The sequence below is a fragment of the Aquimarina rubra genome (assembly GCF_042684305.1).
Classification (GTDB): Bacteria; Bacteroidota; Bacteroidia; order Flavobacteriales; family Flavobacteriaceae; genus Aquimarina; species Aquimarina rubra.
This window is the reverse complement of sequence record NZ_JBHULE010000019.1, coordinates 738,504-764,969: the sequence shown is the minus strand read 5'-3', so window position 1 is coordinate 764,969 and position 26,466 is coordinate 738,504. Positions and strand designations below refer to the sequence as shown.

The 26,466-nt window shown below is 35.2% G+C and carries 24 protein-coding genes and 1 tRNA gene; 8 read left to right on the top strand and 17 right to left on the bottom strand.

The genetic code is table 11. From position 1 onward, the window contains the following. Window positions 1-98 precede the first annotated feature (98 nt). On the top strand, window positions 99-1,784 hold the full coding sequence (gene recJ / locus ACFSR1_RS12015; RefSeq protein ID WP_378292773.1) for a single-stranded-DNA-specific exonuclease RecJ: 1,686 nt from the start codon (window positions 99-101) through the stop codon (window positions 1,782-1,784). A gap of 60 nt (window positions 1,785-1,844) precedes the next feature. Further along, the gene (locus ACFSR1_RS12010) at window positions 1,845-2,198 is read left to right on the top strand and encodes a hypothetical protein (protein ID WP_378292771.1); all 354 of its coding nucleotides are present in this window, start codon (window positions 1,845-1,847) and stop codon (window positions 2,196-2,198) included. 3 nt (window positions 2,199-2,201) lie between these two features. Here ACFSR1_RS12010 and ACFSR1_RS12005 read toward each other — a convergent pair whose 3' ends face one another. The 10 genes from ACFSR1_RS12005 to pdxA all read right to left on the bottom strand — a co-directional run bounded on the left by ACFSR1_RS12005 (window position 2,202) and on the right by pdxA (window position 11,047). Beyond that, window positions 2,202-3,134, bottom strand: coding sequence for an alpha/beta fold hydrolase (locus ACFSR1_RS12005; RefSeq protein WP_378292769.1), 933 nt, complete (start codon window positions 3,132-3,134; stop codon window positions 2,202-2,204). Window positions 3,135-3,298: 164 nt separating this feature from the next. Then, window positions 3,299-3,751 carry a 3-oxoacyl-ACP synthase gene (locus ACFSR1_RS12000; RefSeq protein WP_378292767.1) on the bottom strand — a complete coding sequence of 151 codons (453 nt, stop codon included), beginning with the start codon at window positions 3,749-3,751 and terminating at the stop codon, window positions 3,299-3,301. An 84-nt stretch (window positions 3,752-3,835) separates the two neighbouring features. After that, the gene (mtgA, locus tag ACFSR1_RS11995) at window positions 3,836-4,510 is read right to left on the bottom strand and encodes a monofunctional biosynthetic peptidoglycan transglycosylase (protein ID WP_378292765.1); all 675 of its coding nucleotides are present in this window, start codon (window positions 4,508-4,510) and stop codon (window positions 3,836-3,838) included. A gap of 19 nt (window positions 4,511-4,529) precedes the next feature. Next, window positions 4,530-5,642, bottom strand: coding sequence for an NAD(P)/FAD-dependent oxidoreductase (locus ACFSR1_RS11990; RefSeq protein ID WP_378292763.1), 1,113 nt, complete (start codon window positions 5,640-5,642; stop codon window positions 4,530-4,532). A 47-nt stretch (window positions 5,643-5,689) separates the two neighbouring features. Next, window positions 5,690-7,042, bottom strand: a complete 1,353-nt coding sequence (gene accC / locus ACFSR1_RS11985; RefSeq protein WP_378292761.1) for an acetyl-CoA carboxylase biotin carboxylase subunit — start codon at window positions 7,040-7,042, stop codon at window positions 5,690-5,692. A gap of 90 nt (window positions 7,043-7,132) precedes the next feature. Then, window positions 7,133-7,624, bottom strand: a complete 492-nt coding sequence (accB, locus tag ACFSR1_RS11980) for an acetyl-CoA carboxylase biotin carboxyl carrier protein (protein WP_378292759.1) — start codon at window positions 7,622-7,624, stop codon at window positions 7,133-7,135. A gap of 28 nt (window positions 7,625-7,652) precedes the next feature. Further along, the gene (locus ACFSR1_RS11975; RefSeq protein WP_378292757.1) at window positions 7,653-8,648 is read right to left on the bottom strand and encodes a beta-ketoacyl-ACP synthase III; all 996 of its coding nucleotides are present in this window, start codon (window positions 8,646-8,648) and stop codon (window positions 7,653-7,655) included. A gap of 259 nt (window positions 8,649-8,907) precedes the next feature. Beyond that, window positions 8,908-9,105: a 50S ribosomal protein L32 gene (gene rpmF, locus ACFSR1_RS11970; protein WP_027394691.1), complete on the bottom strand. Its 198-nt coding sequence runs from the start codon at window positions 9,103-9,105 to the stop codon at window positions 8,908-8,910. Window positions 9,106-9,115: 10 nt separating this feature from the next. After that, the gene (locus ACFSR1_RS11965) at window positions 9,116-9,655 is read right to left on the bottom strand and encodes a YceD family protein (protein ID WP_378292755.1); all 540 of its coding nucleotides are present in this window, start codon (window positions 9,653-9,655) and stop codon (window positions 9,116-9,118) included. Window positions 9,656-9,973: 318 nt separating this feature from the next. Further along, the gene (gene pdxA, locus ACFSR1_RS11960) at window positions 9,974-11,047 is read right to left on the bottom strand and encodes a 4-hydroxythreonine-4-phosphate dehydrogenase PdxA (RefSeq protein WP_378292753.1); all 1,074 of its coding nucleotides are present in this window, start codon (window positions 11,045-11,047) and stop codon (window positions 9,974-9,976) included. Between the two features lie 85 nt (window positions 11,048-11,132). Between pdxA and ACFSR1_RS11955 the strand changes: the two genes are divergently transcribed. Next, on the top strand, window positions 11,133-11,720 hold the full coding sequence (locus ACFSR1_RS11955; RefSeq protein ID WP_378292751.1) for a riboflavin synthase: 588 nt from the start codon (window positions 11,133-11,135) through the stop codon (window positions 11,718-11,720). 16 nt (window positions 11,721-11,736) lie between these two features. Here ACFSR1_RS11955 and ACFSR1_RS11950 read toward each other — a convergent pair whose 3' ends face one another. After that, window positions 11,737-11,910: a hypothetical protein gene (locus tag ACFSR1_RS11950; RefSeq protein ID WP_378292749.1), complete on the bottom strand. Its 174-nt coding sequence runs from the start codon at window positions 11,908-11,910 to the stop codon at window positions 11,737-11,739. A 382-nt stretch (window positions 11,911-12,292) separates the two neighbouring features. Between ACFSR1_RS11950 and ACFSR1_RS11945 the strand changes: the two genes are divergently transcribed. Then, entirely contained in the window at window positions 12,293-15,283 is a 2,991-nt protein-coding gene (locus ACFSR1_RS11945) for a carboxypeptidase-like regulatory domain-containing protein (RefSeq protein WP_378292747.1), read from the top strand. 175 nt (window positions 15,284-15,458) lie between these two features. Here the strand turns inward: ACFSR1_RS11945 and ACFSR1_RS11940 are convergent. Both ACFSR1_RS11940 and mce read right to left on the bottom strand, forming a co-directional pair. Beyond that, window positions 15,459-15,532 (bottom strand) — tRNA-Ile (locus ACFSR1_RS11940). A gap of 104 nt (window positions 15,533-15,636) precedes the next feature. Then, entirely contained in the window at window positions 15,637-16,056 is a 420-nt protein-coding gene (gene mce / locus ACFSR1_RS11935; protein ID WP_378294502.1) for a methylmalonyl-CoA epimerase, read from the bottom strand. A gap of 127 nt (window positions 16,057-16,183) precedes the next feature. On the opposite strand from mce, the gene rbfA reads away from it, so the two are divergent. Both rbfA and ACFSR1_RS11925 read left to right on the top strand, forming a co-directional pair. Further along, window positions 16,184-16,576 (top strand): 30S ribosome-binding factor RbfA, encoded by a 393-nt coding sequence (rbfA, locus tag ACFSR1_RS11930; RefSeq protein ID WP_378292745.1) that lies wholly within the window; start codon window positions 16,184-16,186, stop codon window positions 16,574-16,576. A gap of 99 nt (window positions 16,577-16,675) precedes the next feature. Further along, complete coding sequence (locus tag ACFSR1_RS11925) at window positions 16,676-17,881, top strand: ABC transporter permease (protein ID WP_378292743.1); 1,206 nt, start codon at window positions 16,676-16,678, stop codon at window positions 17,879-17,881. Between the two features lie 9 nt (window positions 17,882-17,890). Here the strand turns inward: ACFSR1_RS11925 and dusB are convergent, their stop codons facing one another. Then, window positions 17,891-18,883: a tRNA dihydrouridine synthase DusB gene (dusB, locus tag ACFSR1_RS11920; RefSeq protein WP_378292741.1), complete on the bottom strand. Its 993-nt coding sequence runs from the start codon at window positions 18,881-18,883 to the stop codon at window positions 17,891-17,893. 296 nt (window positions 18,884-19,179) lie between these two features. Between dusB and lepA the strand changes: the two genes are divergently transcribed. Next, window positions 19,180-20,976: a translation elongation factor 4 gene (lepA, locus tag ACFSR1_RS11915; RefSeq protein WP_378292739.1), complete on the top strand. Its 1,797-nt coding sequence runs from the start codon at window positions 19,180-19,182 to the stop codon at window positions 20,974-20,976. A 295-nt stretch (window positions 20,977-21,271) separates the two neighbouring features. On the opposite strand, the gene ACFSR1_RS11910 is transcribed toward lepA, so the two are convergent. Further along, on the bottom strand, window positions 21,272-22,090 hold the full coding sequence (locus tag ACFSR1_RS11910; protein WP_378292737.1) for an HAD family hydrolase: 819 nt from the start codon (window positions 22,088-22,090) through the stop codon (window positions 21,272-21,274). 99 nt (window positions 22,091-22,189) lie between these two features. Here ACFSR1_RS11910 and ACFSR1_RS11905 point away from each other — a divergent pair, with 99 nt between their 5' ends. After that, complete coding sequence (locus tag ACFSR1_RS11905) at window positions 22,190-22,612, top strand: secondary thiamine-phosphate synthase enzyme YjbQ (RefSeq protein WP_378292735.1); 423 nt, start codon at window positions 22,190-22,192, stop codon at window positions 22,610-22,612. On the opposite strand, the gene ACFSR1_RS11900 is transcribed toward ACFSR1_RS11905, so the two are convergent. Together ACFSR1_RS11900 and ACFSR1_RS11895 are read right to left on the bottom strand one after the other, a co-directional pair. After that, window positions 22,609-23,049 carry a hypothetical protein gene (locus ACFSR1_RS11900; protein WP_378292733.1) on the bottom strand — a complete coding sequence of 147 codons (441 nt, stop codon included), beginning with the start codon at window positions 23,047-23,049 and terminating at the stop codon, window positions 22,609-22,611. The genes ACFSR1_RS11905 and ACFSR1_RS11900 overlap by 4 nt on opposite strands. A gap of 189 nt (window positions 23,050-23,238) precedes the next feature. Continuing rightward, window positions 23,239-26,466, bottom strand: coding sequence for a TonB-dependent receptor (locus ACFSR1_RS11895; protein WP_378292732.1), 3,228 nt, complete (start codon window positions 26,464-26,466; stop codon window positions 23,239-23,241).

Genomic DNA, 26,466 nt, shown 5'->3' with positions numbered 1-26,466 from the left:
TTTTAGCAAACCAAAATACAAAACTAATGTCAAACCAAGAGGAGTAGGGATGTTTTTTGTACTTTGGATTTTTAAATAATTTCTGAAGGACAATGCCAATGAGATGGACCCTAAAACCAAAACCTGAAACTTCAATAATCAACAACTTAGCAGAAGTTCTAAGCGTAGATACTACAATTGCCTCACTATTGGTCCAAAGAGGAATTGAAACCTATGATCAGGCCAGAAAGTTCTTCAGACCATCATTAGAAGATCTACATGATCCTTTTTTAATGAAGGATATGGACAGAGCTGTCTCTAGAATTGAAAAAGCAGTATCGGATCAGGAAAATATCATGGTATATGGAGATTATGATGTGGATGGAACAACTTCTGTAGCATTAATGTCTTCGTTTCTGGAAACCTTATCATCGCAGGTAACTACTTATATTCCGGATCGGTATGCAGAAGGGTATGGCGTTTCTTACCAAGGAATTGACTATGCCGCTGATAATGATATTTCTTTGATTATAGCATTAGATTGTGGGATCAAAGCTATAGATAAAGTAGCATATGCAAAGTCCAAAGGAATTGATTTTATTATCTGTGATCATCATCGCCCGGGAGACACAATTCCGCATGCGGCGGCTGTCTTGGATCCGAAACGACAGGATTGTGAATATCCTTATAAAGAATTATGTGGTTGCGGAGTTGGATTTAAATTAGTGCAAGCCATTGCTTCAAAAAAAGGGCAATCTGTAGATGATTTGCTCTTGTATTTAGATTTGGTTGCTACTGCAATTGGTGCTGATATTGTTCCGATAACCGGAGAGAATAGAGTTCTGGCATATTTTGGTTTACAAGTAATCAACCAAAATCCTAGAACTGGTTTTCGGGCAATGCTTTCACAAGTAAAAAAAGAAACCTTAACTATTACAGATGTGGTATTTATTCTAGCACCCAGAATTAATGCAGCTGGCAGGATGAAGCATGGATTACATGCGGTGAACTTATTGAAGGAAGAAGATCCGGAAATTGCCTTACAGTATGCTTCCGAAATAGAAATATACAATAGCGATAGAAAAGATGCTGATAAAAGTATTACAGAAGATGCTTTGATTCAAATTGCCCAAAATTCTGAAGAAGATAGATTCACCACAGTAGTATACGATGAGAATTGGCATAAAGGCGTTATCGGAATTGTAGCTTCCAGACTTACTGAAACGTACTACAGACCTACGTTAGTTTTTACTAAAAGTGGAGATAAGCTAGCAGCTTCTGCCAGATCTGTCAAGGGATTTGATGTATATAATGCCTTAGAAGCTTGCTCAGAACATATAGAACAGTTCGGAGGTCATAAATATGCCGCTGGATTAACGTTGAAAGAAGAGCAGTATGAGTTGTTTAAGCAAAAATTCGAAGAAGTAGTAAATTCCACCATCGATAAAAAATTATTGACTCCCGAAATACAGATAGATGCGATGATAGAATTTGATCAGATCACACCAAAATTCTTTCGGATACTCAAGCAATTCGCGCCATTTGGCCCAGGAAATATGACCCCGGTTTTTATGACTGAAAATGTAAAAGATACTGGATATGCAAAGTGCGTAGGAGCTGATGAAAAACATTTGAAATGTAAAATGCAGAAGAGTGGAATGGCAATCGGTGCGATTGGTTTTAATCTTGGCTCAAAATATAATTCAATTATAGAAAATCAAAATGTAAAGATTGCCTATTCTATTGATGAAAATGAATGGAACGGAACGGTATCTCTTCAACTGAAGCTTAGGGACATAATTTAACTAATTTTTATTTAGATTAATTATAAATAATTAATACTTTTGAATCAAATAAGATTCAGAATGAGTGCTATTGATAAAATATATAGTAATAAAGTTGGTATATCTTTTTTTTGGAAGCAACAGAAACCAATGGGCTCGCCCAAGGTTCAATTAGTATTTAGAGATATTGGATTTTTACTTACACTAAATGAACTAAAAGATTTTTCAGATGCTTGCAGAATTACAGAACAATCACAGTGTTGCAATCAATGCTCTGATCATCAAAATTGCAGATCACTGTTGCTTAGAACACCCTCTGATAAAATAGATTTGGCTATAAGCAAAGATGAATTAGAGCTGGTACAGGAGTTGATTAATGGCACTATTTTTAGAGTAGAATTACAACATTGGGTAACCACTTCTGGTCTTAATTAAATACTATCTGAGGAAGTCTAAAATTTTATAAGCGATTTCTTCAGCTTTAGTTTCTTGAATAAAGTGTTTTTCGTCAATAAAATGAATATCTGCTTCATCTATTTTAAGCGCATTCGTTACTTTGGTTTGCTGCGGAGTCCATTGTAACATAGTATCGTGAATTCCCCAAATCACCGACACAGGAATGTCTATACTTTCGAAAACCAGAGAATAGTCAGGAAAGTAGTTGCAGGTTCTGGTAAAGAAATAATACATTCCGTCAGTTTTCCCTTCTAATAAAGGAGTTTTATAACCTTCTACATCAATTTCATTTAATTTATTTTCTTTTAATCCTTCTTTGAATAAGGTTTTCAATAATGTATTTGTGGTAACTCCATTTCGATAGGACCACATAGCAGCTTTTGCAGCTGGTCCGGGGCTAAATCGTATAGGAGGATAAAATCCTTCTTCGTATAATAAGGTATTCAACACGATTAATTCTTCAATTCTTTTCGGAGCTTGATTAAAAAGCTCCCAGGTCCATACACCACCTACATCGTGCATGACATGAGACCAATACTCTATACCCAATCCATCCATAAGAGCCAGCAATCTTTTAGCGTGCTCTTTCTCACTATAAATTTTATATCCTTCAGGAGAGTCGCTAGAACCATATCCCAGCATATCCGGAACGATTACACGATATCCTCCTGCAACCAATGGGTCAATCATTTTTCGGTATAACCAACCCGATGTTGGAACTCCATGAAGTAATACAATCACAGGACCATTTCCTTTGTCTATATATTTGATGATACCGTCTTCTGTAGGAAAGGATCGCTGCTCTGCTCTAAATTCTTCATAGGTCATCTGACCTTTTCGGATTTTGGTGTTTTGATATGGTTTACACCCAAAAAAGATTACTACAACAAAAAGTAGTAAAGAAAGCTTCTTCATTTAGAATGATAATTTGTGAGCCAGCAATTTACTCAAAATGATTTTTCTATACTATTACATTTAACAAATTTCTAGTACGGTTTATGAAGATTCAAATTATCATATCAGGCTTTTGATATTTTTAATCTTCCTCATAATATTTTCAGGATGAAATTAACGTTTTGCTAAACCACCCTGTTTATAGTTATTTGGTTTCCATGGAAACTAAAACAATCTCCTGCTTTTTTGCCTAATAACAATTTCCCAATAGGAGTATTAGCTGCTATAGCAAAATATGTTTTTTTGTTACTAGTAATTTCTCCAACGGAAATACTTAAAAAATAATTTGCATTAGAGGTTTCTATAATACTTCCTAATCGTATGACTTCAGAATTAGTAGATATGTCAATTTTGGATAAAACTTCTTGTAATTTTTGCGCCTCGGATAATTGTGCACCTGCTTTTTCTCTTTCTAATTGAAGCATCGCTCGTCCGGTTTCGTGTTTGTCACCAGCCGTACTTTTTGTCTCAGAAGTAAGAGAGTCCTGTATATTGGCAATCCTGTCCTCAATTCGATTAAGGCGGTTTTGCACAAATTGTTTACAATGATTGTATAGTTCTTCCTTTAGATTTTTCAAGAAAATGGATTTAAGATTTCAAGATATAATAACCCTGATGATTGTACAAATCGTTTTGCGAACAGCATTCTCCCTCTCAATCTTTTATTCTGATAAGGACCATGTTCCATAATTACGCATTTGCTGAAGGATCCATTTTTTTCTTTCCTGAACATATGCTGATGGAGGATTAGCTAGGTATTTTCTCGGATTTGGAAGGATAGCCGCTATGGCAGCTGATTCATTAGGTTGTAGATCTTTTGAAGATTTGTTAAACCAAAATTTTGCAGCAGCCTCTGCACCATAAATACCATTGCCCATTTCGATACTGTTTAGGTATACTTCCAGAATGCGTTCTTTACTCCAGAAAGTTTCGATTAAAAAGGTGAAATAACTTTCTAATCCTTTGCGAACCCAGCTGCGTTGCGGCCATAAAAACACATTTTTTGCGGTTTGTTGTGAGATCGTACTGGCTCCTCTTAGTCGTTTGCCAGACTTGTGTTCTGAGATAGCTTTTTCTATCGCTTTAGTGTCAAAACCATGATGTTCCATAAATCTTTGATCTTCACTGCAGATCACGGCAAGTTGTAAGTTTTTAGAAATATCTTTTAAGGAAACCCATTGATGCTTGCCAGTGATCTTATTCTCTGATTGAAAATGCCTAATACCCATTAAAGGTGTTACCGAAATATCAATCCATTTGTAGATAAGCACCCACAATATACTAAGCAGGAAAAAGATCAAAATGCCTTTATATACAAAACGGAAGATTTTTTTCATAATGAATCAATACAACTGTCTATAAAAGATCAGCTAATTCTAAACCAACAAGACTTCCAATTGCCACACCCATTCCGCCAAGTCTTACACCGCAGAACACGTTATCAGAAACTTGCTTGACAATCGATTTCTTTTGATTTCCAACACCCATAATTCCACTCCAGCGATGATCAATTTCAAAATCTGTATTTGGTAAAATTGTGGTGAGCAAAATCTCTTCGAGTTTTTGCTGTACTAACTGAGTTTGATCTAGTGCGGTAGTTTCTTCCGCTTTAAAATCTAGATTTCTCCCTCCACCAAAAAGAATTCTGTTGTCAATATTTCTAAAATAATAATAGCCTCTATCCAGATGAAAAGCTCCTTTTATATGTAAGCCTTCGATAGGTTTAGTAATTAATACCTGTGCTCTGGCCGGTTGCACGTCTGTAATACCTAATTGCGAAGCAAATCCATTGGTAGCGATTAAGACCTTATTAGTTACTAACGTAAAATGATCTGTTTTTATTTCTACAGATGCGGAGGTGTCAGTAATTTCGTTGACGTTACAATTATTCAGTATTTTGATTCCGGCAGTCTGAACTTTATACAATAAAGCATCCATCATTTTACCTGTATCAACTTGTCCTTCAAATTGGTTGAGAATATAATTAGGTTGGATGTTTCTAAAACTGAAAATGTTATCTTTTTTCAAAAATACATTGTCCTTAAAAATTGGTTTTAATAGTGAATTGATATGATCAATTTTGGAAAGACAGGTTTCGTATAAATCGTTATCAGTTTTGGTAAAAAGTTCATAGCCTCCATAAGAAGAGTAATCGATTTTAGAATCTCCCAGATTCTTGCGTAATAGTTGAAGTCCACGATTTCTTTTTTGTACCAATTGTAAAACTTCTTCTTCAGAATGAGTGTTGAGGTCGTCAAGGATTTCTGACAAACTCCCGAAGCACGCAAAACCTGCATTTTTAGTACTGGCACCATTAGGAAGGATGCCTCGTTCCAGTACAAGAATTTTAGCATTTGGAAACTTCTCCCTAAGACGAAGAGCACTATTTAGACCGACAATTCCACTACCAATAATGGTAAAATCAATATTAGATAACCAGTTTTTATGTTCCCAATAGCTTAAAGACATCTTATAAAGTCATAAAAAAAGCCTCAATAAAGAGGCTTAAATGTTGATTAGTTTTCTTTTGGTTCTTCCATTTCGAAATCCTCCATAAATTTGGTAGTATAGTTCCCGGAAACGTAATCCGGATGATCCATCAACTGTCTATGGAATGGAACAGTAGTCTTGATTCCTTCTACCACGAATTCATCAAGAGCTCTTTTCATTTTATTGATTGCCTCCTCACGTGTCTGCGCGGTAGTGATCAACTTAGCAATCATAGAGTCGTAGTTTGGTGGAATGATATAACCACTATATACGTGTGTATCGATACGAACTCCGTGTCCACCAGGAAGATGTAAATTAGTTATTTTACCTGGAGAAGGTCGGAAATCCTTGTAAGGATCTTCTGCATTGATTCTACATTCTATAGAATGCAGCTGAGGATAATAATTTTTACCGGAAATCGGCACTCCTGCAGCTACTAATATTTGTTCTCTAATTAAATCATAATCTACTACTTGTTCTGTAATTGGGTGCTCTACCTGAATACGTGTATTCATCTCCATAAAGTAGAAATTACGATGCTTATCAACCAAAAACTCTACAGTTCCGGCGCCTTCATATTTAATATATTCTGCTGCCTTAACTGCTGCTTCTCCCATTTTATCTCTTAGTTCATCAGTCATGAACGGAGAAGGGGTTTCTTCGGTAAGTTTTTGATGTCTTCGTTGTACAGAGCAATCTCTTTCTGATAAGTGGCAAGCTCTACCGTTACTGTCACCTACAATTTGGATTTCGATATGACGAGGTTCCTCAATAAGTTTCTCCATGTACATATCATCGTTACCAAATGCAGCTTTACTTTCTTGTCTGGCAGATTCCCAAGCATTTTGTAGGTCTTCTTCTTTCCAAACAGCACGCATTCCTTTTCCGCCGCCACCGGCACTCGCTTTAAGCATAACCGGATAACCAGTTTCTTTAGCCACTTTTATACAAGTTTCAAAATCAGGAATTATACCTTCGCTACCAGGTACACAAGGCACGCCGGCTTCGATCATCGTAGATTTAGCAGATGCTTTGTCTCCCATTCTGTCAATCATTTCTGGGCTTGCTCCGATAAATTTTATCTCGTGTTCTTCACAAATTTTGGAAAATTTCGCGTTTTCTGATAAGAATCCATATCCGGGATGGATGGCATCTGCATTTGTGATTTCTGCAGCGGCTATTATATTAGACATTTTAAGGTACGATTCGCTACTAGGTGCGGGTCCGATACATACTGCTTCATCTGCGAAACGAACATGTAAACTTTCGGCATCTGCGGTAGAATATACTGCTACAGTTTTAATACCCATTTCTTTGCAGGTTCTGATTACACGCAATGCAATCTCACCTCTATTGGCAATTAGAATTTTTTTAAACATAACGTTCTAAATTTAAAAATCTCAAATTCCACGTTCCAAATTCCGACGTATTGGATTTTGGGATTTGTCAATTGGAATTTTAAAATTGGGTTATGATGGGTCTATTAAAAATAAAGGTTGATCAAATTCTATAGGAGAATTATCATCCGCTAATATTTTTACGATTTTACCTGAAACTTCACTTTCGATTTCGTTAAAAAGCTTCATTGCTTCAATAATACAAAGTACATCTCCTTCTTTGATAGTATCACCAACTTCTACAAAAGTCGGCTTATCCGGTGCAGGTTTTCTATAAAGTGTTCCTATGATAGGAGATTTTATAGTGATGTATTTTGAATTGTCATCTGCTACAGGCGTATCTGCAGCGGGAGCAACAGGTGTTGATTCTGTAGTTTGTACTGGTGCTACTGGTTGGGGAGCAACTCCAGTACTCATAGGAATCTGTTGTACAATTGTTGTTTCTTTGTTTTCTTCTGAAGTAGTTTTGATAGTAATTTTTACATCTTCCATCTCTAACTTCACTTCGCTAGCCCCAGATTTGGCCACGAATTTGATTAAATTCTGAATTTCTTTTAAATCCATAATGTTGGGTATTGTGTGTTTTAGTTGTTTAGGAATTATAGGCCCATTTTAAGAAAATTGACCCCCAAGTAAAGCCTCCACCAAATGAGGCAAATACTATATTATCTCCTTTTTTGAGTTGTTTTTCGTAATCACTTAATAATAATGGCAATGTAGCTGAGGTAGTATTACCATATCTATGAATATTCATAAGAACTTTGCTTTCATCCAGGTTCATTCTATTGGCGGTAGCATCAATAATACGTTTATTAGCCTGATGCGCAACTAGCCAATCTACATCATCACCTGTCATATCATTGCGTTCCAAGATTTTAGTGCTTGCATCTGCCATATTGGAAACTGCATATTTAAATACTGATTTTCCGTCTTGTTGAACAAAATGTTGTCTATTTGCTACGGTTTCTTTAGATGGAGGCAGGATAGACCCACCTGCTTCAATTTTTAGGAACTCACGTCCTACACCATCAGTACGTAAGTACTCATCTTGTAGCCCTAATCCTTCTTGGTTAGGTTCGAAAAGCACTGCTCCACCGCCGTCACCAAAAATAATACAGGTGGTTCGATCGGTATAGTCAATGATAGAAGACATTTTATCTGCTCCAATCAACAGGATTTTCTTATATCTCCCAGCTTCAATGTAACTGGCCGCAGTAGACATTCCGTATAAAAAACTGGAACAAGCTGCTTGTAAATCGTAAGAAAATGCATTCACGGCTCCTATTTCTGAAGCTGCATATGCAGCTGTTGCAGCTACAGGAAGGTCTGGAGTTGCAGTGGCGAAGATTACCATATCAATCTCTTTGGGATCAAGATTTTTTTTGGCAATTAAATCTTCCGCTGCTTTTATGCCTAAAAAGGAACTTCCTTTTCCTTCTTCTTTTAGTATTCTTCTTTCTTTAATACCGGTACGAGTGGTGATCCATTCATCGTTTGTATCAACCATGGTTGCTAATATCTCATTAGATAACACATAGTCTGGCACATAGGCGCCTACAGCTGTGATAGCGGCTGTGATTTTACTCATATCTTGATTTTAGTTTCATCTGAGACCTATTATTTATAAGTTTCAGATGGAATTCGCTAGTGCCCGTTTTACGGGAATTAGCATCAATAAATTGCTTAGGTTATTTCATGACTCATTACACAAAAATGTAAAAAGTGGTTGAAATTACTAAATTACATGCAAATATGGCGCAAAATAACTGGATTTTGACACATATTCAACTAAAAACAAAAAAACTCTCACATTTGTGAGAGTTCTCTATAGAATTTTAACAGTATGCTTACGCTACTTCTTCTTCAGTATTGTCAATAATTACTTGACCACGGTAGTATAATTTACCTTCGAACCAATGTGCTCTGTGGTATAAATGTGCTTCTCCAGTTGTAGGATCAGTTGCTATTTGTGGTACAGTAGCTTTATAATGTGTTCTTCTCTTATCTCTTCTTGTTTTGGAGATTTTTCTTTTAGGATGTGCCATTGCTTAGCTATTATTTATCGTTTAATAAGTTTTTTAATTTATCCCAACGAGGATCAATTTCCTCGTTATCATTTTCTAATGTTTTTTCTTTCGGACTTAACTCTTCCAGTCTTTCTAGTATATCTGATTCTAATGTTCCGTCTTCGACACCCGGATGAACTCGTTTAGAAGGTACTCCTAAAACTATAAGTTCATAAATATATTGCTGAACGTTGATTTCATATTCTCCATAAGGAATAATAAGAATTTCTTCATTCTCATTGTTATACTCTTCACCGAACTTAACTACTAAAAAGAATTCATTTTCAATAGGCAAGTCAAAAGGTTCGTTAGTAACATCGCAATTTACATTCACTATGCCATTAGCCGTAAAACGAAGTTCTAACATCGTTGTTTTCTTGTTAAACTCCAGATCGACTTTTATAGCAGATGCATTAAATTCATCATACTCAAAATGTTCGAAGAACGTATTGCCAATTTGATACTCAAAATTGTGTAATCCTTGCTTCAGTCCAACAAAAGGGATGTTAAACTCTTTTTGTGGTTTCATCTCATCATCAGTTTCGAGTCTCTGCCGATTCGGCAAAGGCGGGTGCAAAGATAACAAAAAAACATTATGAATGCATTTTTGTAAATAAAATTATATCAGAAAGTTAGTATTTAGTTAATAAGACTTTGAGTAATTGAGTCTATGCCCCTTCTTTTTCTATAAATTAACCGAATTAAGAGGGTTCGATCTGAATTCAAATTTTTATCCTGATTATGCAAGGTTTCTATGTTTCCAATGCATTTGTATTTTTTTCGTTTTTAGCTTTTATTTTGGTTAAGAGCTACATTGCTTCCTATTTTAACACTTACTTTCTAGTGCCTATTGTTTCTCTTTGTTTCCTTTGAATTGAGGTTTTCTAGGCTGTTTTTTTAACGGATTTGCGGTTAACTCAAGATATTCTTGTCTGTTTTTAAAAATTTTCAAAGCCGCAAATACGGCTTCCTTAAAAGATTCGTTATCCGCTTTATTTTTTCCTGCAATTTCAAAAGCAGTCCCATGATCAGGAGAAGTGCGCACTTTATTCAATCCTGCTGTATAATTGACACCTTTTCCAAAGGATAATGTTTTAAAAGGAATCAATCCCTGATCGTGATAAGCAGCAACAACTGCATCAAATGATTTATAACTGTCTGATCCAAAAAAACTATCTGCCGCATAGGGGCCATATACTAATTTACCTGATTCATTTATTTTTTTGATTGTGGGTTTTAAAACCTCTTCATCTTCCTTTCCAATAACACCATTGTCTCCGCTATGAGGATTAATTCCTAAAACGGCTATTTTTGGTTTGCTGATTCCAAAATCCTGCTTTAGAGCAGTATAAATAGTATCTACCTTTTTTTGGATTAGTTCGGGTGTAATGGTATCCGCAATATCTTTTACGGCAACGTGATCGGTTAGTAACCCTACTTTGAGAGTGTCTGTAATCATGAACATTAAGCTATTTCCCTCTAGTTCCTGATCCAAATAATCGGTATGACCGGGGAAATTAAAATCTTCAGACTGTATGCTATGTTTATTGATAGGAGCTGTTACCAGAACATCTATTTCGTCATTTTTTAATGCAGCAGTTGCTGCCTTTAATGATTTGATGGCATAGGCTCCAATTGTTGAATTTTCTTCTCCAAAATTAATATCTACTCCTTCTTTCCAAACATTGATAACATTTACTTTTCCATCCAGGATTTGGGAAGTATTATCAATACCGTTAAAATTCATATTTAAAGTATACTGCTTTTTCAGAAAAGAAAGAATCTTTACAGATGCAAAGATCACAGGAGTACAAAAATCCAGCATCCGAGGATCTTCAAATGTCTTTAGCGCTACTTCACTTCCAATACCATTTAGGTCACCAATAGATATTCCTAATCTTATTTTTTCTTCTTTCTTCATTATAACTTACTTTATAAGTATTTTTGAAACCTAAAAACAGATCACAAATTTTAAGGTCACAAATTTAACTAAATAATTCGCATTTATGTTTACAGGAATCATTGAAGAATTGGGAACAGTTATGAATCTAAAAACGGATCAAGGGAATCTGGATATTACGGTTCGTGCGAATTTCACTACTGAACTAAAAATTGATCAAAGTGTGGCTCATAATGGAGTGTGTCTTACGGTTGTTTCCATTAAGGATGACACGTATGTTGTAACAGCAATTAAGGAGACGTTAGATAAAACAAACTTAAATGATCTAAAAGAAGGGCAGATAGTAAATTTAGAACGGGGAATGAAACTAGGAGCTCGCCTGGATGGTCATATTGTACAAGGTCACGTAGATCAAACTGCCATTTGTACTAACATAAAAGAGGCAGATGGAAGCTGGTATTTTACTTTCGAGTATGATCCTTCATTAAGTAATATTACCATAGAAAAAGGCTCTATCACTGTTAATGGGGTAAGTCTTACAGTTGTCAATTCCGGAAAATATGAGTTTAGTGTAGCTATTATTCCGTTTACCTATGAACACACTAATTTCAGTACTTTCAAAGTAGGTACTGTAGTTAATTTAGAGTTTGATGTTATTGGTAAATATGTAAAAAGAATAACAGAATTGGGATAAGTTTCCCTCACCTTTTCTAACTAGCCAAAATAGTATCTATTTTTTCTACTTCGCTAAATCGAAATAGAGAAAAGGATTCTTCGTCTATTTTTAAAATCACGCCTCCTAAATCCTTATCGTTTACACATGATTTAAAATCCAACACTTTCCCGAAATGTTGACTTTTGGCATCAATTACTTTATACTGCATAATCACAAGTTTTGATTTGTATTCCCTTTATCATTACTGGTGTTCTTTCCCCAAAAAACATGCCAGAACGTAGTGATCTCGGAAAGTAAATTTAAAATGCTAGGGGCTATTATAAAAATTATTTTATCAGGTTTTATTAACAACGTAGTCTCAATAATCTGATTTTCAGGCGTAACTTAATGAAAAATGATAAAACAATCGTTAGGATTTGGTTAATTTTTTAGATCTGTAAATTCTTTGTTTTATCTTGGTATTATTGTTGTGGGATTGTATGACAGTTCTAATAATTGGGGTTTTGTACTATATGAATTTTGAATTTGCAGTTCAGATTTATTTATCAAAGAAAGATCCCTCAAAATTTAATTTTATAAATCGCTGAATTATGGGTGCACACAAATTATCACTTTTCGTTGTTTTAGCTTTCCTTCCCCTAATGGTTTTATCGCAATATAACATTAGAATTGAAGCTCATGTAATTGATCAAGAAACAAATCAACCTATCCCTTACGCTAATATTGGTTTTGTGGATAATGGAATTGGTACCGTAAGTAGAGAAGACGGTTGGTTCCAACTTTTATATGATGAGTCGAGAATATCCAAGACCGCAACCGTACAAATTTCCAGCATTGGTTATAAAACATTAAGTTTTTCGGCCAATCGGTTTTATAATTTACTTACCAAAGACAATAAATTATTTTTGAAGCCAGAGGTACAAGCTCTGGATGAGGCAGTGGTTTTCGCGGGGAAAAGTGTCCGTGACTCCCTGGGATATTTTTCATACGCTTCTAACCTGATGGCATATTGGAAAGATAAACAAGCACTGGGTGGCGAGATAGGTTCTTTGATAAAACTTGGAAAAAAGAGAGATACGAAACTTCATAAATTAAAGTTTAATATTCTCGAAAATTCAGCAGATAGTATTTTGGTAAGGGTAAATGTTTACAATGTAAAAAGAGGAAAACCGAATCGTAATATCCTTCGCAATAATATTTATCATACCATTTCAAAGAAAAAAGGAGAAGAGATAATTGATTTAGCTCCTTATAATATTAGATTAGAAGACGACTTTATTATTGCATTAGAATTAATAAAAGTACACGGAGATGATATAGAATTTGCTATTACGGCTAGCCCTCGAGGAAAAGCGTACTTAAGATATGTAAGTAAAGATGCCTGGAAAAGATTGTATGAAAGAGGAATAGCCTTTCGTGTAGAAACATCATATTCTGAATCTGAAATTGTAATTGAAGAAAGACCAAAACCAAATCACATAACTATGTATTGGGACACCTCTTTATCTATGAGAAATCGAGATTTGGATGCAGAAAAGAAATTGGTGCAAAAATATCTTTCAGCTTTAGAGGATGTAACCGTTGACCTGATTCCATTTTCTAATAATCTTCAGAACAAACAAACATTTAATATTAAAAATGGCAATGTTAGAGATCTCACAAAGGCTTTAGAAAAGTTAGAATATAACGGTGGTAGCGATTTTTCGGAATTATTCGATGAAAATATACAAACAGATCAATATTTAGTTTTTACAGACGGTTTAGCTACCTATGGTAATCATCAAGCTAAATATGATATACCTGTTTTTTATATAAACAGTAAGGAGGAAGGCGATCATGTTTCATTACAACAAGCAAGCCAATACAGTGATGGTTTTTATCTCCACACACCAAAAATGAGTTTGTCACAAATGCTTGCTAATTTGTTGAAAGATACTATTGATGGTTCTGTATATAAAAAGAATAATACTGAAGATTTTCTTACCGGAGAGGTATATGCAGATCAAAGTCCAGTCCAGGGATGTACCGTTCGTGTAAAAGGTTCGTTGATAGAAGCAGAGACCGATGCCGATGGTAAGTTTATGATAGATGCCAAGATAGATGATGTTTTAGTGTTTGAGCATTTTGGTATGGATCCAAAAGAAATGGTCATAACAAATACCAAAGATTTTAAGGTTATATTGAATTCTAAATATGACAGACTAGCAGAAATTAACATAAAATCAAAAAAATCCGGTGGAGGTGAGGATATTGTAAACAAAGGAGATCAAAAAGTAAAAAAAAGAAGTTTAGGGAGTGCTTATTATGTATTGACTGAAGAGGACTTTCCTAAATCGGCAGTTTTTTTATCAGATATTATACGTGGTCGATTTCCTGGAGTTGAGATTTTAGGGAGTGGAGATCGGGCAGGATATCGTATAAGAGGCTCAAGATCTATCACACAAAGTGTTCCACCACTATTTGTAGTTGATGGTGTGCAACTTTTCGAGCCGCCTGGTTTTTTACTTCCTAATTTAATTAAAAGTATATCTGTAATTAATGGTTTGGCAGGGACGGTAAGATACGGATCATTAGGAGCAGGAGGTGTGTTTATTATTGAGACAAAACTTAATTCTCCGGATTTCAAAGAAGATGAAGAAATGAATTCTTTGTTTGCGAAAGGGAATGATTATAACGAATCTGTGGTTCTTATAGACACTAATCAAGACAGACCAACGTATTTAAATGACTTATGGAATAGTGTTACTTATCAAGAAGCGGTTGCGGCATATTATGAATTAAGAGATACTTATTTTACAGAGGTTTCTTTCTATATTTATGCGGCGGACTATTTTAGAATGTGGGACAAGGATTTCTCAAAACAAGTACTGTCAAATATTGCCGAGATCGGAAGTAATAATTATAAGGCAATGCGTTCACTAGCATTTAAATTAGAGGAGTTAGGAGAAATTGAAGCATCAGTATTGGTATACGAAAAGTTACTGGAATTGAAGCCAAACTACGCACAATCTTATTTGGATGTAGCAAGAATATATACCGATAGAGGAAATTACAAAGAGGCGTTTGATCTTTATAAAGAAATGTTGGCTAATAGAAATGAAAATGTCAAATTTGATGCTGTTGCTGAACAGTTAAAGTCTCAAATACAACGTTTTATGAATAATCATAGAGTAGAAGTATCTTATACGGATTTGCCAGAAAGTTTTTTAGGGGTGAAAAGTGCTCCTGCGAGAATTGTTTTTGATTGGAACGATCTTAATGCTGCTTTCGAGCTTCAGTTTGTAAGCCCTAAAAATAAATACTTTAAATGGTCTCATCACTATGAGCAACAACCTGATGTTCTATTAAAAGAATTAGAACAAGGGGTGAGTTCGAAGGAGTTTGTTCTGGATGAAACGTTCCAAGGACAATGGATTATAAATATTAAATCTTTAAATGAGAATACTTCTTCTCTAAATCCGGTTTATATGAAGTATACTATTTATCATAATTATGGATTACCAGAAGAAACCAAAGAGGTAAAGTTTATCAAACTAAACAATCAAAAGGAAAAAGTTAGTTTGGATAAATTTACGATCTGATAGATAAGATATTTTATTGATCAGGATATAAAAAAAGCCCTAGTGTTTACTAGGGCTTTTAGGCGGTCCCACTTGGGCTTCCTTGGGCTTTGCTCAGGACAGGCTTCTCGTCCTATTTGTTTTTTTAAAAGAAAAAGCTGCTCCTGTAAAAAGAAACAGCTTTATTCAAAATGTGTGGTCCCACTTGGGCTCGAACCAAGGACCCCCTGATTATGAGTCAGGTGCTCTAACCAGCTGAGCTATGGGACCTAAAACGGAGGGCAAATTTAAGTAATTGCTACAAACGCGCCAAAAAAATCTTTCGATATTTTGAGAAAACTTTAGGCGCGCTAAAATCTAACTTAATGCTCCTTCTATTTTGGCGAGGGTTGGGAAGGGGCTTCTTGACAAAGCTCTACCAAAACACCATTAGTAGTTTTAGGGTGTATGAAAGCAACCAACTTATTATCTGCTCCTTTTTTTGGAGTTTTATTAATCAATTGAAACCCTTCTTTCTCTAATCTTTCCAATTCTTTTTCGATATTATCTACATCAAATGCAATATGATGTATGCCTTCTCCTTTTTTAGCAATAAATTTTCCAATAGGACCATCATCTTTAGTGCTGGCCAGAAGTTCTATCTTGTTCTCACCGACTTTAAAAAATGAAGTAATCACAGCTTCACTTTCTACAACTTCTTGTTTGTACGGAGGAACTCCTAATAATTGTTCGTATAAGGTATTGGCCTGATCAATATCTTTTACTGCAATTCCTATGTGTTCTATCTTATTAATATGTTTCATGGGATGTTGTTATTACTACAAGGTAAATACTAAGGTGTAAAAGTATAAAATAGTTATAAGTAAAGGATTTTATAACAAAAGAAAATAAAGAATCACATAATTACCTATTTTTGCAATCATGGAAACAAACAGACAGAAAAAAATAGGTGGGGTATTACAGCGCGATGTTGCCGATGTAATACAACATGCGTTGCGTGAAGCGGGAGTACAAGGGATTTTAGTTTCTGTTACTAAGGTAAGTGTAACTACGGATTTATCAATAGCAAAAGTATATATGAGTGTTTTTCCTCATAGTGAAGGAGAAAAGGTATTAACTGAAGTTAATGCTGTAAAATCACAAATAAAGCATCAGGTAGCACAGCGTACAAAAAATCAACTACGTCGTATGCCGGAATTATCCTATTTTATAGATGATTCCTTAGAGTATATAGATAATATTGACAAAGCAATAAAGGGGAAAGAAAACCCTATCCAAAATCCTGATTTACTACCACGTCGTAAAAAGAAGTAAAATTTTATTGCGTTTGATAAAGAATAAGGGTCTTATAATCTCTTTAATCTTTTATCTTTATTCCAAAATTAAATTTATTTAGATTCGGTATTTAACGATTTGAAATTTTCTTACTACATCGCTAAGCGGTATCTTTTTTCTCCTGGTAGCAGTAATGCAATCAATATTATTACCGGTATTGCAGCTGCTGGAGTAGTCATTGGCGCAATGTCTTTGTTTATAGTATTATGCGGTTTTGCAGGTCTCAAGGATTTTAGTCTTCAGTTTTCATCTTATTTTGATCCTGACCTTAAGCTTTTTCCGGCAAGTGGTAAGACCTTTGCTTTTACGGATTCTCAAAAAGAAAAATTAGCTAATTTAGAGGGTGTTGCTAGTTTTTCTGAGATTATAGAAGAGCGTGTATTTCTCGAATTTAAAGACAAACAAAAAACTGGTTTTATAAAAGGTATAGATGCTAATTATAAAAATGTAATCCAAACTGACAGTATCATATTTGCCGGAGAATGGTTAACCGGTAATGATGCACAAGTAGTTGCCGGATTTGGTATAAGCAGAGAATTAGGTATGGGTGTAGAACAGATATACACCAATTTTTTAAACATATATGTTCCTAAACCAGGTAAAGGAATCCCTAAAGATCCATCCAAAGCATTTAGAAAAAAAACAGCGGTTAATACCGGAATTTATACGGTAAACGAAGATCTCGACAAAAAGTATATTTTTTCTACCATTGGATTGGCAAGAGATTTATTAAAAATACCTGAAGGCTTTGTTACAAATATAGAGCTAAAGTTATCACCGGACGTAGATGAAGAGGATATAAAGGAGCAATTACAAACACTTTTTGCAGATCAGGTAATTATAAAAAATAGGATACAGCTTAATGATACTTTGTATAAAATGCTAAATACAGAGAATTTAGCCTCATATTTGGTGATCACCTTGATAGCGATCATTGCACTTTTCAATGTTGCTGGAGCAATCATCATGATGATCATTGATAAAAAAAGTAACATTAAGACATTATATAATTTAGGAGCCACTTTACCAAAAATCAGGGCAATATTCTTGCTTCAAGGATCGCTGATGACCATTTTGGGGGCATTGCTGGGTCTTCTTTTAGGTTTTATTGTAATAGTATGTCAGCAACAGTTTGGGTTGTTAATGATCACACCATCATTACCGTATCCAACTAAAATCACAGTGGTTAGCTTTGTACTTGTATTTTTTACAATTACGGTGATTGGTATTGTAGCGTCATTACTTGCTTCTAGCCGAATTAATCAGAAGTTAGTAAGCTTTTAATTAATAGGCTTATACAAATTCGAATCCGGTAAACTTTTCCTGAATCTCATCAAAAGCGGCAAATACATCTTCAGAATGATCACTAGTTACCATTTTCATTCGGTATTCTTTAAAATGTGGAATTCCTTTGAAGTAGTTGGTATAGTGTCTTCGTGTTTCAAAAACACCAAGCTTTTCTCCTTTCCAGTCAATAGCCATTTGTAAGTGTCTGCGTGCTGCAATCACTCTTTCTTCTATAGTTGGTGGTGGTAGATGTTCTCCAGTTTTGAAAAAGTGTTTTACCTCTTTGAAAAACCAAGGATATCCAATACTGGCCCGACCGATCATGGCTCCATCCAATCCGTATTGATCCCGCATTTCCATGGCACGCTCCGGACTATCTACATCACCATTGCCAAAAACTGGAATATGCATTCTGGGATTATTCTTTACTTCTGCAATAGGTCTCCAATCGGCATTACCTTTGTACATTTGTGCGCGTGTGCGGCCATGAATAGCAATAGCTTTGGCTCCTGCATCTTGTATTCTTTCTGCTACTTCGACAATCTTAATAGAATCATGATCCCAGCCTAACCTGGTTTTGACAGTTACAGGTAATTTAGTATGTTTAACCATTGCTTTGGTTAGAGAAACCATTAAATCAATATCTTTAAGAATACCAGCTCCGGCACCTTTACTAACTACCTTTTTTACCGGACAACCAAAATTAATATCTATAATATCCGGACCAGATGCTTCTACAATCTCTACAGATTTAAGCATGGAATCGAGGTTAGCTCCAAAAATCTGAATTCCAACCGGACGTTCCTTCTCATAAATATCCAATTTCATAACACTCTTTGCTGCATCCCGAATTAACCCTTCACTGGATATAAACTCAGTATATACAACATCTGCTCCTTGTTCTTTGCATAGTGCCCGAAACGGGGGATCACTTACATCTTCCATAGGTGCTAACAGCAACGGAAATTCTCCTACATCTATGTCTCCAATCTTTGCCACAACCTTTGTCTATTACGTTATTTTTATTTTATTATGACGCAAAAGTACGAATTATAAGCAATCTTCGAAGATCTATAAAGTTTCTATTGCAAGACAGGTTTAAAAATGCGGGGTGAGATGATATAAACCTTCTAAAATCGATTATATTTGCAGACTAAATGATTTTGATTCAATAGAATCGGAATTTTTCGGGCAGGGATAGAAGTGGCATCCTTTTTTGTTGTTGAAGGCAAGCGCGGTAGAAAACAAAAAAGATATAACGGATAGCCCGGTTCAGCCCGCCAAAAAAAATAGAGATGAAGAACATAAGAAATTTTTGCATTATTGCGCATATTGATCACGGTAAGAGTACGCTGGCGGATCGGCTTTTAGATTTTACCGGATCTGTTACAGCTCGTGAAGCTCAGAATCAGTTATTGGATAATATGGATCTGGAACGCGAACGTGGGATTACGATCAAGAGTCACGCGATCCAGATGGAGTACACATATAAAGGTGAAGAGTATATTCTGAATCTTATTGATACTCCCGGACACGTAGATTTTTCTTATGAAGTTTCTCGTTCTATTGCTGCTTGTGAAGGTGCCTTGCTAATTGTTGATGCCGCACAAAGTATACAGGCGCAGACCATTTCTAATTTATACTTAGCGCTAGAAAACGACCTGGAAATTATTCCGGTGTTAAATAAGGTAGATTTACCAAGTGCTAATCCAGAAGAAGTAACAGATGATATAGTAGATTTGTTAGGTTGTGATCCTGAAGAGGTGATTCCTGCCAGTGCAAAAACCGGTATTGGAATCGAAGAAATTCTGACCGCCATTATCGAACGAATTCCTGCCCCAGAAGGAAATCCTAATGAACCATTACAGGCTTTGATTTTCGATTCTGTATACAATTCTTTTAGAGGAGTAGAGACTTATTTTAAGGTGGTGAATGGTGAAATAAGAAAAGGACAGCAAATTAAATTTGTTGCCACAGGAAAAAATTATTTTGCTGATGAGGTGGGTACGTTAAAACTAAAACAAGCTCCCAAACAAGTAATTAAAACAGGTGATGTGGGATATCTCATCACAGGTATCAAAGATGCACGCGAAGTAAAGGTAGGAGATACCATTACAGATGCAAAAACTCCAACCAAGAATGCTATCGCAGGTTTTGAGGATGTAAAACCTATGGTGTTTGCCGGGATTTATCCTGTAGATACAGAGGATTACGAGGAACTGAGAGCTTCTATGGAAAAACTACAGCTTAATGACGCATCGTTGGTCTTTGTGCCGGAGAGTTCTGCAGCATTAGGTTTTGGTTTCAGATGTGGATTTTTGGGAATGTTACATATGGAGATTATCCAGGAGCGTCTGGAACGTGAGTTTAACATGACTGTAATTACTACAGTGCCTAACGTATCATATCACGCCTTCACCAATAAAAATCCTGATGACATTATCGTAGTAAATAATCCATCTGATTTACCGGATCCATCGTCGATGAATCGTGTAGAAGAGCCTTATATAAAAGCTTCTATTATTACAAAATCAGATTTTGTGGGATCTGTAATGTCTTTATGTATTGAGAAACGTGGTGAAATCACAAATCAAACATATCTGACAACAGAGCGTGTAGAGCTTACTTTTGATATGCCACTAGCGGAAATCGTTTTTGATTTTTACGATCGCCTTAAAACTGTGTCCAAAGGATATGCTTCTTTTGATTATACTCCAATTGGGATGCGTGCTTCTAAATTGGTAAAAGTGGATATTTTACTGAATGGAAATACCGTAGATGCATTGTCCGCATTATTGCATAAGGATAATGCGTATGCTATCGGTAAAAAGATTTGCGAAAAACTGAAAGAATTGATTCCGCGTCAGCAATTTGATATTCCAATCCAAGCTGCAATTGGAGCTAAATTTATTGCTCGTGAAACGGTAAAAGCGCTACGTAAAGATGTAACGGCCAAATGTTATGGTGGAGATATCTCTCGTAAACGTAAATTACTTGAAAAGCAGAAGAAAGGTAAAAAGCGTATGCGTCAGGTAGGAAATGTAGAAATTCCTCAAGAAGCGTTTATGGCGGTGCTAAAGCTGAATGACTAATTTTATTTAGGGAATTTTACTGGAAATAAGTAGGAATAAACCTATATTTATTGAGTTAAAAAACAAGATTAAATGCATTTTTTTAGGATAAAGTGTATTTATTGATTGTATTTTGCTATATTTGTTCCAGATTTAAAATATAATTAAAAACCCCTAACGCAACTAGCTATGCAGAATTTTTTTACCAAGCAACCTATTTACGTTTACTTTTTTATTATTTCTATCGTATTGGCTTGCCTTTCTTAGTAAAAGATAGTTCTCTATCAGTCACCTTTTGATATAAAAAATACTCGGATTAAATAAATTTGTTTTTTTTGGCTTCGATCATCTTTGCCAACATATATTCTACACCGTTTTCATCGTTACTCTTGGTGCTGTAATTGGCGGCTGCTTTTACATTAGGATGTGCATTTTGCATAGCAAAACTGTAGGTGGCTTGTGACATCATCTCCAAATCATTGTTGTAATCACCAAATACCATGGTTTCTTGGGTTGAAATATTGAGACTCTTTTGAAGATTTTGAAGTGCGTGTCCTTTATTAGCATCATTGTGAGATAAGTCTAACCACACTTTGCCAGAAACTTTTACTTTTAATCTGTTTTCTAGATGTTTTAAGGCGGGATATAGATACTTTTCTGATCCTTTTTCATTGCAGATAGCGATTTTTAGATACTGATCATCTAGTACCTGAGACAAATCATCTACAATCTTATATCTTCCGTAGAATTCGTTAAGCATGTTTTCAAAATCTTTCCCATAATCTTCGATATATGCTCTCTTTCGACCACATAATATTACCTGAGAGCCTTTTAAATCTTTTGTGATTTCTAATAACTCTAAATAGGTTTCGCGATCAATTTCTGTGGTTTGCAATTCTTCATCCTTGTGCATGGTTAAAGCGCCATTTTCTGCAATGACAATCATATCATCTTTAATGGCGTTCAATTTATGTAGGATACTATAGTATTGTCTGCCGCTTGCGGCAACAAACGTAACTCCTAATTCTTTTAGTTCGTCAAATAGATAGAAAAAGGATTGACTTACTTCTCCTCTGGAATTAAGAAGTGTACCATCCATATCTGTAGCAACCAGTTTTATTTGGGATAAATCCATGCGATTAAAATTTAAAAAGCAAAGGTATAGGAGTTAAAAGTAATACAATCTGTTATTGATATAAATTTATATTAAATTGGTGTTTTAGAATATTTGAAAATGAAATTTTTCCAAAAAGAAATAAAGCTCCAATCGTATCCCAGAGGCTTTCATTTAATTACTGAGGAGGTTCTTGCCGAAATTCCAGAAATTACCAAGATAGAAATCGGGCATTTGCAAGTATTTATTAAGCATACCTCGGCAAGTTTGACAATTAATGAAAATGCGGACCCAACGGTGCGACAAGATTTTGAAAGTCATATGAATACCATGGTGCCAGAAAATGCAGCATACTATATCCACACTTATGAAGGTCCTGATGATATGCCTGCTCATATCAAGGCTTCATTAATGGGTACTTCTGTACAAATACCCATAACTAAAGGGAAACTTAATCTGGGAATCTGGCAAGGTATTTATCTATGTGAACATAGAAATTACGGTGGTTCCAGAAAATTAGTTTTGACGGTTTTTGGTTCTTAAAACCAGTTAGCCCAAGGAATTCTGGATAGCATTAACAACCAGGCGATTGTATAAAAAATAGCCAGCATTTTAAACTTGGGAGTGGAGGTAAGTTTCTTTTTGTGTTTAGAATATCCAATAGTAATAAAAACAACCATAGCAATCATCATCATTGGATGTTCTAGATTATACAACCTTAATAGAGGATCTCCCATAATATCTTTTACAGAAACTCCTTCTGTGAACCACATAATACTTGGAGAAACAAAAAATATAATAATTCCTATAAGCAGTTGAAGATGTGTAACGATTAGACCAAAAAGTGATATTCTAAAATCTTTGGGGGCGTATTCTCTTTTAGAAAAGAAACCGATTAAAGCATTAATAGTGGCTAGTGTAACCACAAGAACAACCAGGTAAGCCCAATAAGAGTGAACGACTTGTATAGCTTCGTACATAATGATGTGTTTAGTTAGTGAAACACTATTTTTATCCTGAACTATTCGGAGGTAAAAATAGTAAGTTGAACTGATTCCGATGAAAAGCGGAATCTTATTTTTAAATTAATTTTCTCAAAGGTAAACATAATGAATAAAAAAACCTCGCTCAAATGGAGCGAGGTTTTGGTATATAATGATAAGAAGGTGTTAGTTAAAGATATATCTTAAACCAACTTGCATTTGCCATCTTGATGATTGTAATCCTCTATCATCTAACTGCTCTAATCCATCTTCGAAAGAAGCAGGGTTAAAACTAAACTCTGGATTTGGACCAGCCTGCTCTGTTTCTAATAATCCAACATTCCCAGGAATAAACTTACGTTTCCCCCAATCTTCATTTAGTAAATTAGTGAAGTTGAAAATATCTAAAGATACCTGAAGTGTATTTTTGTGCTTTCCTGTATTGATATAAAAATCTTGTAGGAATTTTAAATCAATAGTATTACTCCAAGGACCTCTGTCACCATTTCGCTCTGCATATTGTCCTCTTCTACTTCTTAAGTAATCATTTCCTTCAATAAATGCGTCTAAAGCATCCCATTGTTGTTGAGAACTTAATCCATTTTCTCCATCAACCAATACAATTTCGCTTTGGTTAGCAGGTATATATATTAAAGCATTATCTCTAGAGTCATCATTTAAAAGATCTCTACCTTCTCTATAAACAAATGAGTATGGAGCACCTTGATTAGCTTCAAAGAAAAGTGCTATAGTAGATTTCATAAATCCAAGGTATTCCTTTTCATAACTTACGTTTGCAGTGATACGAGAACCTTGAGAGAAATCAGATCTGGATGTTGGTAAGTCAGAGTTTTTACCGTTTACAGTTTGGATATTTCTCCACTGAGAACTGTTTTGAGAAGAAGTTCCATCAAAAATAGCCTCTGCCTCACCGTAAGAGTAAGAAACACTTCCTTGGAATCCATTTTCAAAAGGTTTTCTTAGGGTAACAGATGCGTTGTATGAGAAACCTTCACCAGTATTAGTTCCTAGAGTAATTCTACCATAGGTGTTATCTAAAAGATCACCAAAACTGTCGCTATAAAAAGGTCTGTTATCAGCACCATTCAAGGTGCCTTCTGCTTCCCCAATGTTTAAGTTTTCGTAATAGATATTTGTAATTACATCCGTATACAAGAAGTCTGCACTAGCAATTAATCCCCATATTGGTAATTTTTGATCTATTGCAATATTATACTTCATAAACTGAGGTAACCTTAGGTTCGGTGTAAAAATATCCACATTACCAGCAAGTCCACCTGTTCCAGGTTCTACAGCCACTGGTTGTTGGTTAATGTCAGGGTTAAAAGTGATGGTTGAAGGATCTAAATTAAATCCACCAGTAAATCCACCAGTAATACCATTGTTATTATATGATCCACCAGGCCATACTAAAGGAATTCTAGAAGTAAACATTCCTAAACCACCACGAACTTGAGTAGTTTTGTTGTTTTTTACATCCCAATTAAAACCAATTCTTGGAGATAAATGAGCTTTAGGGTTAATTGCTTTACCAACTCTTGCTCCCTGAAGATCTTTTCCTGCAGCCTCCAAGATAGGAATTGTTCTATTGTTGAAATCATCATTTACAGGACCATCATCAAAAATAGGTACATCTACTCTTAAACCTGCAGTAAATCTAAAGTTTTCAGCAATACTCACTTCATCCTGAATGTAAACACTTGGCTGGTATAATTTGAATTCTGAAGCACCGTCAGATTCATCACCTACAGCTGTTCCTCCAACTAAAGAATAACCTCTTTGGTATTCATCAATAATACCAGCGTAGAAGTCGCTAACACTGTTAAATGTGTAGTCACCATAGTTAAACGCAAAGAAAAGGTTCTTTATTTTTGAAAACTCGTGTTGGGTACCAATTGTAATGGTGTGTTTACCGCTATAGATTTCAAAATTATCCGCTATATTTAAAATATCCTGATCCAATAAGTTAGCAGTAGAGAAAGGTTCAGCACCAAAAGTAATAGTACCACCACCATCTCTGATATCGACACTTGGGAATGGATTACCAGAAGGATCACGATCATCTCTAACCGATTTATATCCAACTAATAGACTATTAGATGCCCAACTACCGAAAGAAGAATTTAATTCTAAAGTAGTTTCATTTTTTGTACTTTCAAAAAATTCAGACCCATTAATGAAACCAATATTTCTGTTACCACTATTTCTAGCTTCAAGATTTTCTGCCTTTACAAAATTGTGTTTAACACTCAACTGATGATTATCGTTAATATTCCAGTCTAGTCTTACTGTAAACTTATCACTATCTAACGTTCTGGTATTATTATCAAATCCACCTGGATTAAATCCGTATGTAGTCTGTAAAAAATTAGAAAGATCTTGGATTTCAGATAAACTGGAATCACCTTGGTAATTACTAAAATTAAAAGGTTGTGGAGTTTCAGTTTGTTCTCTTTCGTAGTTTACAAAATAGAATAATTTGTCTTTTACGATTGGACCACCTACTCTAATACCATAGATATTAGAAGAAAAGTCTGCTAATTTTTCAGCAGATTCACCATCTCCAACAAGACTAGGAGGAGTTTTTCCTGCAAGATCCTGATTTCTAAAGTATGTATATGCAGATCCTTGAATTTTATTTGTTCCTGATCTTGTAATTGCATTGATCGCACCACCTGCAAATCCGGATTGTCTCACATCAAAAGGAGCAATGTTTATCTGGAATGTTTCTATCGCGTCGATAGAAAAAGGGTTTACTCCTGTTTGTCCACCATCTGTTCCTGATCCTGCTAAACCAAATACATCATTACTAACACCACCATCGATATAGAGTGCATTGTATCTGTTATTCTGTCCGGCTAAAGAAACAGAGAAACCATCATCACCTTCAGTAATCTGAGCTTGTGGAGTAATTCTCACAAAATCCGCAACCGATCTAGATACAGAAGGTAAAGAGTTGATCTGTCTTTCTGTTACGGTAGTTTCCGTTCCTGTTTTACCAGAATCAAATACCCCATTTCGAGTAGCTGTTATTACAACTTCTTCAAGAGCGCTAGCTTCTTCTTTCATCTGAGTGCTGATGTTTTTAGAATCTCCTAATTGAAGATATACTCCATCCTGAACAAATCCTAAAAACCCTACGTATGAGATTGTTATTCGGTACGGCCCACCAGTTCTCATATTGGCGATTCTATAGAAACCGTCAAAATCTGTAATTGCACCATACTTAGTCCCAGAAGGAGTGTGAATAGCAATTACATTAGCACCCGGAAGTGCTGCTCCCGTATTATCCGTTACTTTTCCATTCATGGAAGATTTTGTAACACCTTGAGCAAGCGCTTCTGAAAACGTTGCTAAAAGAATTACAACAAATAAAAATGTAATCTTTTTCAT

Bases quoted from the DNA above. Each gene is read 5' to 3' on its own strand.
- recJ (WP_378292773.1), top strand. From the start codon at position 99: ATGAGATGGACCCTAAAACCAAAACCTGAAACTTCAATAATCAACAAC.
- ACFSR1_RS12010 (WP_378292771.1), top strand. From the start codon at position 1,845: ATGAGTGCTATTGATAAAATATATAGTAATAAAGTTGGTATATCTTTT.
- ACFSR1_RS12005 (WP_378292769.1), bottom strand. From the start codon at position 3,134: ATGAAGAAGCTTTCTTTACTACTTTTTGTTGTAGTAATCTTTTTTGGG.
- mtgA (WP_378292765.1), bottom strand. From the start codon at position 4,510: ATGAAAAAAATCTTCCGTTTTGTATATAAAGGCATTTTGATCTTTTTC.
- ACFSR1_RS11990 (WP_378292763.1), bottom strand. From the start codon at position 5,642: ATGTCTTTAAGCTATTGGGAACATAAAAACTGGTTATCTAATATTGAT.
- accC (WP_378292761.1), bottom strand. From the start codon at position 7,042: ATGTTTAAAAAAATTCTAATTGCCAATAGAGGTGAGATTGCATTGCGT.
- accB (WP_378292759.1), bottom strand. From the start codon at position 7,624: ATGGATTTAAAAGAAATTCAGAATTTAATCAAATTCGTGGCCAAATCT.
- ACFSR1_RS11975 (WP_378292757.1), bottom strand. From the start codon at position 8,648: ATGAGTAAAATCACAGCCGCTATCACAGCTGTAGGCGCCTATGTGCCA.
- rpmF (WP_027394691.1), bottom strand. From the start codon at position 9,105: ATGGCACATCCTAAAAGAAAAATCTCCAAAACAAGAAGAGATAAGAGA.
- ACFSR1_RS11965 (WP_378292755.1), bottom strand. From the start codon at position 9,655: ATGAAACCACAAAAAGAGTTTAACATCCCTTTTGTTGGACTGAAGCAA.
- pdxA (WP_378292753.1), bottom strand. From the start codon at position 11,047: ATGAAGAAAGAAGAAAAAATAAGATTAGGAATATCTATTGGTGACCTA.
- ACFSR1_RS11955 (WP_378292751.1), top strand. From the start codon at position 11,133: ATGTTTACAGGAATCATTGAAGAATTGGGAACAGTTATGAATCTAAAA.
- ACFSR1_RS11950 (WP_378292749.1), bottom strand. From the start codon at position 11,910: ATGCAGTATAAAGTAATTGATGCCAAAAGTCAACATTTCGGGAAAGTG.
- ACFSR1_RS11945 (WP_378292747.1), top strand. From the start codon at position 12,293: ATGGGTGCACACAAATTATCACTTTTCGTTGTTTTAGCTTTCCTTCCC.
- rbfA (WP_378292745.1), top strand. From the start codon at position 16,184: ATGGAAACAAACAGACAGAAAAAAATAGGTGGGGTATTACAGCGCGAT.
- lepA (WP_378292739.1), top strand. From the start codon at position 19,180: ATGAAGAACATAAGAAATTTTTGCATTATTGCGCATATTGATCACGGT.
- ACFSR1_RS11910 (WP_378292737.1), bottom strand. From the start codon at position 22,090: ATGGATTTATCCCAAATAAAACTGGTTGCTACAGATATGGATGGTACA.
- ACFSR1_RS11905 (WP_378292735.1), top strand. From the start codon at position 22,190: ATGAAATTTTTCCAAAAAGAAATAAAGCTCCAATCGTATCCCAGAGGC.
- ACFSR1_RS11900 (WP_378292733.1), bottom strand. From the start codon at position 23,049: ATGTACGAAGCTATACAAGTCGTTCACTCTTATTGGGCTTACCTGGTT.
- ACFSR1_RS11895 (WP_378292732.1), bottom strand. From the start codon at position 26,466: ATGAAAAAGATTACATTTTTATTTGTTGTAATTCTTTTAGCAACGTTT.